Source organism: Pseudaquabacterium terrae (assembly GCF_013266755.1).
GTDB classification, from domain to species: Bacteria; Pseudomonadota; Gammaproteobacteria; order Burkholderiales; family Burkholderiaceae_C; genus Pseudaquabacterium; species Pseudaquabacterium terrae.
On the sequence record NZ_JABRWJ010000017.1, the window covers coordinates 20,474 to 33,365 of the forward strand.

Annotated in this window: 8 protein-coding genes and 1 tRNA gene; 5 read left to right on the top strand and 4 right to left on the bottom strand. The window is 68.4% G+C overall.

What is annotated here, in order from left to right; translation table 11 throughout:
- The first annotated feature begins 16 nt into the window (after positions 1-16).
- From HLB44_RS34165 to HLB44_RS34175, 3 genes are all read left to right on the top strand, one after another.
- A complete protein-coding gene (locus HLB44_RS34165; protein ID WP_173134527.1) occupies positions 17-1,075 on the top strand; it encodes an NUDIX domain-containing protein in 1,059 nt (352 codons plus the stop codon).
- A 244-nt stretch (positions 1,076-1,319) separates the two neighbouring features.
- A complete protein-coding gene (locus HLB44_RS34170; protein ID WP_246312629.1) occupies positions 1,320-4,055 on the top strand; it encodes a zinc-dependent metalloprotease in 2,736 nt (911 codons plus the stop codon).
- A 37-nt stretch (positions 4,056-4,092) separates the two neighbouring features.
- Positions 4,093-4,169: transfer RNA gene (locus HLB44_RS34175), tRNA-Arg, on the top strand.
- A 42-nt stretch (positions 4,170-4,211) separates the two neighbouring features.
- Here HLB44_RS34175 and HLB44_RS34180 read toward each other — a convergent pair.
- From HLB44_RS34180 to HLB44_RS34190, 3 genes are read right to left on the bottom strand one after another with little or no spacing between them, the layout of a single operon-like run.
- Positions 4,212-5,969 (bottom strand): tyrosine-type recombinase/integrase, encoded by a 1,758-nt coding sequence (locus HLB44_RS34180; RefSeq protein WP_173134533.1) that lies wholly within the window; start codon positions 5,967-5,969, stop codon positions 4,212-4,214.
- 42 nt (positions 5,970-6,011) lie between these two features.
- Positions 6,012-8,120, bottom strand: coding sequence for an ATP-dependent DNA helicase DinG (dinG, locus tag HLB44_RS34185; RefSeq protein ID WP_173134536.1), 2,109 nt, complete (start codon positions 8,118-8,120; stop codon positions 6,012-6,014).
- Positions 8,121-8,150: 30 nt separating this feature from the next.
- Entirely contained in the window at positions 8,151-9,401 is a 1,251-nt protein-coding gene (locus HLB44_RS34190) for a DUF1173 family protein (protein WP_173134539.1), read from the bottom strand.
- Between the two features lie 239 nt (positions 9,402-9,640).
- Here HLB44_RS34190 and HLB44_RS34195 point away from each other — a divergent pair, with 239 nt between their 5' ends.
- Together HLB44_RS34195 and HLB44_RS34200 are read left to right on the top strand one after the other, a co-directional pair.
- A complete protein-coding gene (locus HLB44_RS34195; protein WP_173134542.1) occupies positions 9,641-9,793 on the top strand; it encodes a hypothetical protein in 153 nt (50 codons plus the stop codon).
- Positions 9,794-10,153: 360 nt separating this feature from the next.
- The gene (locus HLB44_RS34200; protein WP_173134546.1) at positions 10,154-12,331 is read left to right on the top strand and encodes a putative bifunctional diguanylate cyclase/phosphodiesterase; all 2,178 of its coding nucleotides are present in this window, start codon (positions 10,154-10,156) and stop codon (positions 12,329-12,331) included.
- Positions 12,332-12,494: 163 nt separating this feature from the next.
- Here HLB44_RS34200 and HLB44_RS34205 read toward each other — a convergent pair whose 3' ends face one another.
- Complete coding sequence (locus HLB44_RS34205; RefSeq protein ID WP_246312631.1) at positions 12,495-12,827, bottom strand: response regulator; 333 nt, start codon at positions 12,825-12,827, stop codon at positions 12,495-12,497.
- Positions 12,828-12,892 lie beyond the last annotated feature (65 nt).

Sequence of the window (12,892 nt, forward strand, 5' to 3'; positions counted from 1 at the left end):
CCGAAAGCCCTTCCTCGTGACCACCGAACCGCACGACGCCGCCGTCTTCATCGGCCGCTTCCAACCCTTCCACCTCGGCCATGCCGCGCTGCTGCGCGCGGCGCTGGAGGCGGCGCCGCTGTGCGTCGTCGTCATCGGCTCGGCCTTCCAGGCGCGCACGCCGAAGAACCCGTTCAGCTGGGAGGAACGGGCCGAGATGTTCCGCCTCGCGCTGCCCGCAGACCAGCGCAGCCGATTGCGCTTCCTGCCGGTGCGCGACTACTACAACGAGGAGCGCTGGACGCAGCGCGTGCGCACCGGCGTGCATGCGCTGCTGGCCGAGGCCGGCATCGAGACGCCGCGCATCACGCTGGTCGGCCACTTCAAGGACGCCACCAGCGACTACCTGCGCGGTTTCCCCGGCTGGACGCTGCAAAGCGTCGAGCGCAGCGGCCCGGTCGACGCCACCGCGCTGCGCGATGCCTATTTCGGCTGCGGCGGCGACAACCTCGATGCCACGCTGGCCGCGCTGGTCGACCAGGCACCGCCGTCGACGCGCGCGATGCTGCGCGCCTGGGCCGCGCTGCCGCAGTACGCGACCCTGACCGCCGAGTGGCGCTTCATCCAGGACTACCGCGAGGCCTGGTCGAAGGTGCCGTATCCGCCGGTGTTCGTCACCGTCGACGCGCTGGTGCGCTGCGGCGACGAGGTGCTGCTGATCCGCCGCGGCGAGGCGCCGGGCAAGGGTTTGTTCGCGCTGCCCGGCGGTTTCATCGACCCGCGCGAGACCGCCTGGCAGTCGGCGCTGCGCGAGCTGAAGGAGGAGACGCGCCTGGCGCTGCTCGACAGCGCGATGCGCATGGCGCTGAAGGCCAACGTCGTCTTCGACCACCCCGACCGCAGCCAGCGCGGCCGCACGATCACGCACGCCTTCTACTTCGACCTCGGCGAGCGCGAGCGCCCCGAAGTGCAGCCAGGTGACGACGCAGCGCGCGTCGAATGGATCCCGATCGAGCGCCTGGCGGCGCTGGAAGACCAGTTCCACGACGACCACTTCCACATGCTCGACCACTTCCTGCGCCTGACCGACGACTGAACGGCTCGAACCGGGCCGCTGTGTGACGAATGGCGGATTTCGAGGAACAGACGGCGGAAAGCCGAATTGACGCCGCAGGGGCGGCTGGGCAACAGTCCCGGATTCATCCAATCCCCAAGCCTGCTCGCCGCCCGCCGCTACCCGTGGCGCGTGGACAGCGGCGGCCCTCTCGATCAACAGCATGCATCCCGCCAACGACCCGTCCGCTCGCCCCCGCCTGCCTGTCACCCTGCGCCTGAGCGCCTTGGCCGCCGCCGCACTGCTCGGCGCCTGCGCCACGACACAGCCTGCTGCCACCGGCGCGCCGAGCCCCGCGGCGCCCGCAACCACCGGCGCCGAAGCCCCCAAGGCGGCCACCGGCCCCGCAGCCGCCGCCTCGGGCCCGGCCACCGGTGCCAGCGCCGTCGCCACGCGCCCGACCCCGCCCGACCCGACAGCGCCGAAGCCCTTCGCCGAAGTCTCCAAGGGCGCGACGCGCCAGGACGGCCTGTTCCCGATCTGGCGCAAGGACGAGAAGGTCTGGTTGGAGATCCCGCGCAGCGCGCTGAACAAGCCCTTCCTGTTCGACGTCAACATCGCCAGCTCGATCGGCGAGCGCGGCCTCTATGCCAGCCAGATGGGCCCATCGACGATGGCCGAGTGGCGCCGCATCGGCAACCAGGTGCAGCTGATCGCGCTGAACACGCAATTCCGCGCCCAGGGCGGCAGCCAGCGCGCCGTCGAGCAGGCCTTCTCGCCGAGCCTGATCGGCTCGGTCGGCGTCGCCAGCGCCGACGATGCCGAGCGCAAGGCCTTCCTGATCGACGCGGGCTTCCTGCTCAGCGACATTCCGGGCTACTCCACGCGCATCGAGGCGGCCTTCCGCCTGCCCTATGGCCCGGACCGCGCCAACTCGTACTTCGAATCCGCGCGCGCCGAGGCGCAGCTGTCGACGCTGGCCGCGCGCATGCACTTCGTCACCGCGCGCATCCCGGCGCCGCCCATGACGCCCTCGCCGGTGCCGATGCCCTCGCCGCCGCAGACGGTGCCCGATCCGCGCAGCTTCTTCGTCACCTACGTCTACAACTTCCAGGCGCTGCCCGAGACGGCAATGCGCCCGCGGCTGACCGATCCGCGCGTCGGCCACTTTCCGCAGTCGTTCACCGATTTCTCGTCCGACCTGAAGGCCAACCCGCGCGTGCACTACGTGCGCCGCTGGCGCCTCGAGAAGAAGGACCCGGCCGCGGAGATCTCCGAACCGGTGACGCCGATCACCTTCTGGATCGACAAGAACGTGCCCGAGCGCTACCGCGGCGCGGTCGAGGGCGGCATCGTCGAGTGGAACAAGGCCTTCGAGCGCATCGGCTTCAAGAACGCCGTCGTCGCCAAACAGCAGCCCGACGACGCGAACTGGGACAACATGGACGGCAAGCACGCATCGATCCGCTGGTTCGTCGGCGCCGACGTCGGCTTCGCGATCGGCCCCAGCCGCGCCGACCCGCGCAGCGGCGAAATCCTGGATGCCGACATCGGCATGAGCGACGTCTTCGCGCGCGGCTCGCGGCGCATGATCGTCGAGGACGTCGGCCGCAGCGCGGCCACGGCCCAAGGGATGCCGGCGATGCCTGGCGCCTTCACCGCGCACGGCCTGCCGGGGTTCGCCAGCCACGCCGGCCATGACGCGCACTTCTGCAGTTATGCGCACGAGGCGGCGGCGGAGATGCACTTCGCGCTCGACATCCTCGAAGCGCGCGGCGACATCGCCCCGGACAGCCCCGAGGCCGAGGCCTTCGTGCAGCAGGTGATCAAGGACACGATCATGCACGAGGTCGGCCACACGCTCGGCCTGAAGCACAACTTCAAGGCCTCGACGACGATTGCCGGCGCGCAGCTGAAGGACAAGGCCTTCACCGATGCCAACAGCATCTCCGGCTCGGTGATGGACTACAACGCCTACAACATCGCGCTAAAGGGCGAGCCGCAGGCCGGCTTCAACATGACCACGCTCGGCGCCTACGACTACTGGGCGATCGAGTACGCGTACAAGCCGCTCGACGCTGCGGCCGAAGGCGCCGAGCTGGCGCGTATCGCCGCGCGCAGCACCGAGCCGGCGCTGGCCTTCGGCGACGACACCGACGCCGGCGGCTTCGGCCCCTACGACGGCATGGACCCGCTGGCCAACCGCTTCGACCTGGGCGACGACCCGCTCGCGTACTACAAGCGCCGGCTGCAGCTGAGCCAGGAGCTGTGGAGCCGCGTGCAGGAGCGGCCGGCGCAGGCTGGCGAAGACCCGCTTCGCCGCCCGCGCTCGATGATGGCCGGCTTCAACCAGCTGTACCGCTCGGCCGAGCTGGTCGGCAAGTACGTCGGCGGCATGCACGCGGTGCGCGACCTGCCCGGCACCACCGGCCGCGCGAGCCTGAAGCCGGTCGAGCCGGCGAAGCAGCGCGAGGCGCTGCAGTTCCTCGCCACCGGCCTCTTCAGCATCGACAGCTTCCGCTTCAAGCCGGAGTTCCTGAGCTCGCTGACCGTCGACTACAACGAGTGGGATCGGCCCTCCGTGAACCTGCCGGCGGCGGTGGCGCGCGTGCAGATCGTCGCGCTCGACCGGCTGCTCGGCGCACCCACCGCGCAGCGCCTGCTCGACCTGCCGGGTTACGTGCCCGAGAGCCAGCGCAAGGGCCTGATCTCGCTGGCCGAGGTCTATGGCACGCTGCAGTCGTCGATCTGGAGCGAGCTCAAGAGCGGCAGCGAGATCGACCGCCTGCGCCGCAACCTGCAGCGCGAGCACCTGAAGCGCGTGCAGGCGCTGCTGCTGCGTTCGACATCGAGCCTGCCGCCCGACGCGTTGAGCCTGGCGCGCCTGCACGCCACGCAGCTGCAAGCCGACCTGCGCAAGGCGGCAGCGAAGCCGGGCCTGTCGATCGAAACGCAAGCCCACCTGGCCGACAGCCTGGGCGTGCTGACCGAGGCCTTGCGCGCGACGATGCAACGCAGCTGATGCCACGCTCAAAAGTGCTGCTATACTGCGAGGCTTCGCGGCTGTAGCTCAGTTGGATAGAGTACTTGGCTACGAACCAAGGGGTCGTGGGTTCGAATCCTGCCAGCCGCGCCAGAAAAACAAGAAACGGATCAACGGGTTAGGTGCTCATCGCGCCTAACCCGTTTTTCTTTGCTGGGGGACTTTTGGGGGACTCGCATCCCGCCTCGCCCCCTCTTGCTCGAGCCTGAGCGTCGCCAGGCTCTTGTTCCAGCACCCGCCATCGTCCCTGATCTTTTCCAGCGCCCCGTGCAGCTCGACGATCTGCGCCATGCTGTAGTGGTGCGTCATGGACGGGCTGGTGTGCCAGAGGATGTCGGCCCGCGTCGACTCCGGAACGCCCGCCTCCCGCAGGCGCATGCCGGTCGTATGCCGCAGGTCGTGCACGTGGAGGTCACCCAAGCCGGCCTCCCGTCGTGCGCGCTGCCAGGCCGTGTTGTTCATCGTTTCGATGGCATGCGGCTCCTCGCGGCCGGCCGTTCCATCCTTCCTGAGGCGCTGGTAGACGAACACGAACTCGGCGTGCTGCCCCCGCACCGCCTCGATGACGGACTGCGCGACGCTGTTGCAGACCAGCACCCGCGCACGCCTGCGCCCCTTGACGTGGGTAGCGGGCACCTCGAACACGCTGACCCCGAGTTCGCGGACCTTGATCTCCCAGTCCCAGCGCAGGCTGCAGACCACATCGTCGCGCGCGCCGGTGTTCAGCATGAACAGCGACATGCGCGCCAGGTGCGGCGGCAGCTTCGGCAGCAGCAGCTGGCGCTGCTCCTGCCAGCTGATCGGCCGAGGCTCGCGCTGGTGGCCGATCAGTGGCAGGAGCGTGATGCGCGGAGCGTGCTCGAGCCAGGTGATGCCGTTGTCGTCGCGCCAGCTCGTCGCACACAGGTTGAGCACCCGACGCACGATGGCCAGCTCGAGGTTGACGGTCTTGTGCGAACGGCCGGCCGCGAGACGCCTCTTGATGTGTGGCGCCAGCGTGCCGTCATGCACCTGGTTGATCGGCAGGTCGCCGATGGTCGTCAACGACTTCAGCAGCCTGTCCACCCGCGCGAACTGCTCATCGCACACCTTGCCAGGCAGACAGCGGCGCAGGCGCTGGTACTCGACCATGCCGAACAGGAGATCCGCCTTCATCATCAGCGCGAGATACGAGCCGCAGTGCGGCGACACCACCTCGGCAGGCACCAGCAAGGGACCGACGCCGTACCGGACCGACTGGCAAACGCCGTTGTCGGCCATGACCTTCTGTGCCTTCGCAAGGAGACCATCGACTTCGGCGGTGGCCGTGCGTATCGACTCCTCGACCATCTCTTCTGCTTGCGCGATCAGCTCGGGCTGGCTGCGCACCTTCTCGTGCGCCCGGGCATGCACTTCCATGAAGTGCAAGTTGTGGGCGGTGTAGGCGTAGTAGCGGACGAAGTGGGCCCAGTATTTGCGCTTGCCCGCAGCCCAAACCTGCAAGGTGTGCGGCATCAGCACCTCCCACGAGTCGGCCGCGAAGATCACCGGGAAGCGGTAGAGGCGCCGCTCGGGCATCGGGAAGTCGCCGCGCCGTGCGCTGAAGTACGGCACGTTGGCAGGCTTGAGCGGGTTCTTCAGGTTCGGCGCGGCGCGGTGGATCTCGTCCTCGATCGCGTCGAAGCCCTTGCCTTCAGTGCAGCCGCGCTCGTAGATCGCGCGGGCGGCATCGTTCTGCTGCGCGGCATGGGTCAGCTCCTTGATGCCGGGCCGGATGACCCCGCCGATGGGGACCTGCGGCGCCGGTCGGCGGCCCAGGAGGGAGGCCGGCGTGATCGACGCCTGCGACGTGGCTGCGAGTTGATTCATGGGCAGACTCCTCGACGAATCGCTGGCCCGCCGCGGAACACGCATGCAGCGGGATGAGGTCTCACGGTAGGCCTCGCGCTCGTGGAATCAAGCCGCCTCGTCGACCGCCAACGCGGACCGTGGGTCTGCGTCGCCATCGACCTGAAGCAGCATCGGCGGCAGCGAGCGCAGCAGTTCTCGTCCATACCGTCGCGTCACGAGGCGCCGGTCGAGGATCGTCACCGTTCCCCGATCCGTGGAGGTCCGGATCAACCGGCCCACGGCTTGCGCGAGCCGCATCGCGGCTTCGGGCACGACGAGTTCACGGAACGGACTGCGACCGCAGCGCCGAACCCATTCGGCGCGCGCCTGCTCCCAGGGATGCGTCGGTACGGCAAAGGGCAGTCGAACGATGACGACCTGCGTGCAATAGCGGCCCGGCAGGTCGACGCCCTCATGGAAGGCCGCGAGGCCGAAGATCGTGGACGCCCTGCCCTCGTCGACGCGCTGCCGATGGCGCTGAATGAGAGCGGCCTTGGACAGCTCGCCCTGCATGAGCACTTGCGGCCTTTCGGCCGCGCTCAGGCGAGCGACGACGTCGTGCATCTGCTGCGCGGAAGCGAACAGCACGAGCGATGCCCCGCCGGCCACCAGTCCGGGCAGCAGCGCGGCCAGTTCGTCGGTGTGCGCCGCGGCGTCGGCTGGGGTCGTGCGCATGTGCGGCACCACGATCCGCGCCTGCCGGCGGTAGTCGAACGGAGAACCCAAGCGCAACATCCGGACGTCGGGCAGCCGGTCGAGCCCTGTCCGGCGCAGGAAGTGGCCGAATTCGCCGCCGGCGGTCAGCGTGGCCGACGTCACGATCGCCGCGCTGACCCGCCGCCACACCGCGCGCTGGACCCGATCGCCGGCATCGATCGGCGTTGCGGCGACGATCGCATCGTCGGCCGACCGCTCGATCCAGCGTGCAGTCGGCGCGGCACCCGGACGGTCATTGCGCAGCATCAGGGTCCAGACGTCAACAACGCGCTCGGCCTGCGCCTCATGCGCGCCCAGCTCGCCCAGCAGGTGCTGCACGAGTTCTGGCTTCAAGGCCGCGCTCTTGAGCGCATCGACGCGCAGGTCACTGACGAGATCCAGCACGACGCGCATCGCGCCGAGCAGCGACTCGCCGGCTCGCGCGAGGTCGCCTGGCACGACGCCGTGCCGGAAACGAAGCACATCGCCGTTCCAGCCCTCCGCTTGCTCGATCCAGCGCCACAGCACGCCCAGCGCCTGGGTCACGTCGGCACAGGCGCCTTGCATGCGGCAATGCAACGACGCATCGATGTGCAAGGCGTGCACGATGGTCGTCACCAGTCTCGGAACCTCGCCGATCCAGCCGTACGCGGCCCGGACCGGATGCCGCTCGGCGTGGTGCAGTACGGTCTTCGCCGGCAGGGTGTGCCCTTCATCGAAGACGAAGAAGCAGTCCGCCGGATCGGGCAGCACGCTGCCTGGGTTCAGGTCGAGCGCGGACAGCACGAGGTCATGGTTCGCGACGATCACGTCGGCCTCCCTCGCCCGTTGCCGGGCCCGTTGGAAGGGACAGTCACCGAAGTGCGGGCAGATGCTGCCGGTGCAGCCGCTGCGATCCGTCGTCAGGCGCGCCCACAGCGCATCGGGCATCGCCTGCTCGATCTGGTCACGGTCACCCGTCCAGCGGCCTGCGTCCAGCATCTCGACCAGGCCGCGGAGCGCCGCCGCGTGCTTTGGATCGTCGTGCGGGTCGACCTCGTCGAGCCTGATCTGGCGCGCCTCGAGCGCTGCCGCCTCCAGACGCGTGCGGCATGCGTACCGGACCCGACCCTTGGCGATCGCGAAACTGAAGGGCCAGGGTGCGCACGACTGCAGGAACGGCAGGTCCTTCGCGCACAGCTGCTCCTGCAGCGCAACGGTGGACGTCGAGATGACGAGCTTCTTGCCGACCGAGCGCGCGAGCACCAGTCCGGGCATTGCATAGGCGAAGGTCTTACCGGTGCCGGTACCGGATTCGCAGACGAGGATGTTCGCGCCGTCCGTCTCGGCAACCTCGCGGCCATGCAGGCAACGATCGAAGGTCTCGGCGATCGCGGACATCATGTGGTGCTGCGAGTCGGATTCCCGGAAGTTCGGCAGCGCTCGTCGCACGGCATCGGTGAACCGTGCGAGGTCGGAGGACTCCTGGCGGGTCAGCATGCGGCGACCCTACGGGGAGCCACCGTGAAATCAAGCCTTGGCCGGAAGTGGCGGCGGCGACGGGTCCGCCTGCATGTCCCACACCCAGGCCTTCGGCAATCGCTTGGCGATGGCGGCCAGCTTCGCCTGCCGCTCCCGTTCCGGCATGAACGGCGTGACGACGTCCAACGGGGTCTCGCTGTTCCCCGTGTCGAGAAGCACGGCGTTCGGGAAGGAGGCACCGCGCTTCGCTTCGAATCGCAGCGGCTTCAGGAAGCGGCGCTCGTGGCGGACGAGTTCGTCGATCAGCAGCCGCTCGTAAGGGTGGTCCAGAGGCAGCCAGTTCGAGCTGGCCATGACCAGTGTCGCCATATCGACGGCATACAGATCCTCGCGCCGGGCATAGATGAGTCCGCAGAACAGGAAGCGCGAGCGCCACGGGTCGACCTGGCCGGCCTGCTCGGCGCAGCGTTGATGCGCCCAGGCTTCGTACTCGCGCTCGAAGATCGCCTTGAAGCGGTCGCCGGCCTTGCGCTGCATGTACAGCGGGCAGTCCGGCATGTGGCGCAGGACGATGCGGTAGTCGACTTCGGTCGCGGTGAACTCCTTCAGCTCGCTCATCACGAGCATGAGCCGGAACTGCGCGTCCTGGTCCGGGCACTGCAGCCTGGCCAGCACTTGCGTGCGCCGGCGCGCCAGCTCGGGACCCTTGTCGATCGAGTACGGCTCGGGGATGAAGAGGCAGTCGGCGAGGCGCATGCCCTTCGCGTGAATCTCGGCCGCCGCCTCGATTAGATGCTTGCGCACGACGAACCACGTGCGCTTGCCCTGCATTCGCGGCACCCAGCGGTTGAAGCCGGCTCGCTGCAGCAGTAGATGGACGAGCCCTCGTAGCCCCAGCCGCCGACGCTGGGCGACGGCTTCGGTCGCTTCAGCCCCGCCGCCTCCCGCAGGCGCCGCACAGCCGGGTCGCCTGGTGAGCGGAAAGTCGAGCAGGACGTCGACGCGATCAGGGGCACGCTCGACCACGGCCTCGCCGAGCACCTCGCCGAGGCCGGACAAGGCGGGCGGCGGGTCGAAGGAAGGGCACGCCGGGTGATGCAGGTGGCCGGTGTCGGGCATGCGTTTGATGACCGCCGCGTCGTAGCGCGCGAGGTACATGGGCACGCCGGCCGGTCGGCACAGGCACAGTGGCTGCAGGCCGCGCGCGTATGCATCCTCGAGCACCTGCTGCCACCGATCGTGGCCGGCACGCAGCGCTGCGTCTCCGATCCGATACAGCGCTGATGGAGAGTCGTCCACGTGTCGCTCCGTTCGGGCTGAGGTGGCACGGATCGGCCAGATCAGCGCCAACGCCACAACGGATCGAGTTGGCGGCAAGCGTGCGTCGGGCGCAAGCCGGAACTGCAGTCAAATCGAAGCCGCTTCTGTCAAGGGACGACAGAGGTCGGCCACATGCATAACGACGACGCCGAGCAGCGCAGGTCTCGGACGTGAGTTCGACAGAATTTACCTTGTCGCCCACCGCACTGCTGTAGGCGATGCGCGAGGCCGACTGGCTCAAGACCGAACGCCGAGCACAGTTCGACGTCAGTGAACTGCCTCAGATGTTTGGTGCCAGGCTTCTTGTCGCGCAGCGCTACCGGCTGGCCCAGGTTCGCCGACTAGGACTGCAAACGCCGGCTCGCCAGTGAAGCGGCCCGATGCGATACGCTGCAGATGTCGGTCGTCGCGCGAGGTGTGGGCGATGCACTTGGTTTCCTGCTTCGGCGTGGGCACGAGCTGCAGGCCACCAAACAGCAGGCGAGGCGTTCGGCGACGACTACGTCCATTGTGGCTGGGCGATACGGTCGGGTTGATTTGGCCTGGTCGACCCAGGCAATCAGCCTGACCGGCCCTCGGGGCCCGGAAAAGCCGCATGTTCAACGGCCTGTTTGTCGGCAGGCTCCGCGCCGCCCATCGCTAAACTGCTAAAACCGAACATCGCGCCGTACCGCACTCCTTGATCGCCGCCCGGCCGGCCCGACGATGAAGGTCTCGATGGCCCCCCCGAAATGACGTTTCTCCTGTCGAAGTACGACCCTTGGCTGGTCGCGCTGTCCATCGTCATCGCCAGCATCGCCTCGTATGTCGCCCTCGACCTGGCGAAACGGGTCCGCACGCCTGACCGCGCGCTCGCCGTCGGATGGTGGGCCGGGGGCTCGGTGGCGATGGGTTCGGGCATCTGGTCGATGCACTTCGTGGGCATGCTGGCCTTCAGCCTTCCGGTGCAGCTGGGCTACACGACCTGGCTGACGATCGCGTCGTGGGCAGCGGGCGTGGCGGTCTCCGGAGTCGCGCTTGCCGTCGCCGGCTACGGCCAGCTCACGCTGGCCCGCCTGACGCTGGGTGCCGTCGCGATGGGAGCCGGCATCTGTGCAATGCACTACCTCGGAATGGCCGCCCTGGACATGGCCCCGGGCATCGTCTGGGACGCCTGGCTCGTGGCCGCGTCGGCGGCGATCGCGGTGGTGGCTTCCGGCGCGGCGCTGTCGATCTTCTTCTGGCTGCGGCGCTTCAACGTGCGGCGCGGCATGCCCTACCAGGCCGGCGCCGCCGTGGTGATGGGGTTCGCCATCTGCGGCATGCACTACACCGGCATGGCCGCAGCGGCCTTTCCGACCGGATCGGTTTGCCTCAGCGCCGGCGCCATCGTCGGCGAGCGCATCGGCGCGCTGGTGATCCTGGCCTCGGTGCTGATGCTCGGGATGACCTGGCTGACCTCGATCCTCGATGCACGGATGCAGGACAGGGCGGCCCGGCTGGCCAGTGCATTGCAGGTCGCCAACACTCAGCTGCGCAGTGCCAACGACGAGCTTCGGCTGCGTACGCTGCAGGATCCGCTGACGGCGCTGGCCAACCGGGAGCTGTTCGAAGACCGCCTCAAGCACGCCATCGCCCGCTGCGAGCGCTCGTCAGACGGCGTTGCCGAGCGCCATCGGACCAAGCTGGCTGTGCTCTTCGTCGACCTCGACGGCTTCAAGCCGGTGAACGACTCCTTCGGACACGGGACCGGCGACCTTCTGCTGAAGGAAGTGGCCCGCCGCCTTGCCCACGCGGCGCGCGACAGCGACACCGTCGCGCGCGTGGGTGGCGACGAGTTCCTGGTCCTGATGGAGGATGTCGCCACCATCGCGGACTGCGCATCGCTCGCGCAACGCATCGTCGGCGACATCGCGCGTCCGCTCGAGATCGGCAAGCGCCGGGTCGAGATCTCGGCTTCGGTCGGGATCGCGATCTTCCCGGACCACGGTCGCGGCGAGAAGCTGGTCGCCCATGCGGACAGCGCGATGTACGCGGCCAAGCGCGCGGGCGGCAACTCGATGTCGGTGTTCGAAGCGCACATGGACAGCGATGCGCTCTACACGCTGAGCCTGCAGAGCGACCTGCGCCACGCCGTCGAACGCGGCGAACTGCAGCTGTACTACCAACCCAAGATCGACGGCCACGAGGGCCGGATCCATGGCGTGGAGGCCCTGGTGCGCTGGAACCACCCGCAGCGCGGCCTGCTGAGCCCGGGCGTGTTCATCCCGCTGGCGGAACGTTTCGGCCTCATCGGCGCCATTGGCAACTGGGTCATCGAAGAGGCCTGCCGCCAGATGCGCGACTGGGCCGAGGTCGGCGTGCGCATGCGCGTGGCGATCAACCTGTCGGCCTACCAGCTGCGCGAGCCGGACCTGGTCGAGCGCATCGAGCGGGCGCTGCAGCGCGAGCGTGTCGAGCCGTCCTGTCTGCTGTGCGAGATCACCGAGTCCGTCGCGATGGAGGACATCCAGGCCACGCAGACCGCCTTCGAAGGGCTCGCGCGCATCGGCGTCTTTCTGTCGATCGACGATTTCGGAACCGGCTACTCGAGCCTGAGCTATCTGCGCCAATTGCCCGCGCGGCAGCTGAAGATCGATCGCAGCTTCGTGCAGGACCTGCAGTCGAGTAGCGATGCGCGAGCCGTGGTCGATGCGGTCGTACGGCTCGCCCATGCCCTGGGCCTGCGCGTCGTCGCCGAGGGCGTGGAGACCGCAGGGCAACGCGATGCGCTGGTGCGCATGGGCTGCGACGAGATGCAAGGCTTCCTGTTCGCGCGGCCGATGCCTGCCGCCGAACTGCTGGACTGGGCCCTGGGGCGCCGGGCTGAGAGCATGGCCGACTTCGCGCCATCGGTGGTGGCGCAGCTCGACTCCGATCGCGGCATGTGAGGCGGCGTGGCTCCGGCCCCGCGCACGACCGTCACGCGCAGTGACAGCGGACCAATTCTCTGGTCGCCGACTTCGTGGCTCCCACCATGCGACCGCAGGGCAGCGTGTCGATATGCATTGATGAATCCATGTTGATCGGCCGACTCGCGCTGTTCCCCAAACATCAGGAAGTGGCCGGCCGCTTCCGCGCGAGAATGCCCTCTTTCACGATACGCTCCAATTCATCGACGCTTATCGGCTTCACAAGGTGTTCTTCGAAACCGGCTTCCAGCGCGTGCTGCCGGTCTTCAGGATGTCCGTATCCCGTCAGCGCCACCAGCCACAGCGAGGCCCCTTGTGCCCTGACACGCCGTGCGAATTCGTAGCCGTCCATTCGGGGCAAACCAATGTCGACCAGGGCTGCGTCGGCGCGCAGTCGAAAGGCCAGTTCGAGGCCGGCCTCGCCATCCGCCGCTTCGAACACTTCGTGCTCGTTGAGCGTTAGCAGCGTCGACAAAGACTCGCGTGAGTCCGCGAGCGATATCCGAGGCGCGCCTCGCACACGCCCACTTTGTGATCTAG

What these genes read in the sequence shown, in the direction of transcription:
- HLB44_RS34180 (WP_173134533.1), bottom strand. Translation starts at nt 5,969, where the DNA reads ATGCGTGTTCCGCGGCGGGCCAGCGATTCGTCGAGGAGTCTGCCCATG.
- dinG (WP_173134536.1), bottom strand. Translation starts at nt 8,120, where the DNA reads ATGCTGACCCGCCAGGAGTCCTCCGACCTCGCACGGTTCACCGATGCC.
- HLB44_RS34195 (WP_173134542.1), top strand. Translation starts at nt 9,641, where the DNA reads ATGCGCGAGGCCGACTGGCTCAAGACCGAACGCCGAGCACAGTTCGAC.
- HLB44_RS34200 (WP_173134546.1), top strand. Translation starts at nt 10,154, where the DNA reads ATGACGTTTCTCCTGTCGAAGTACGACCCTTGGCTGGTCGCGCTGTCC.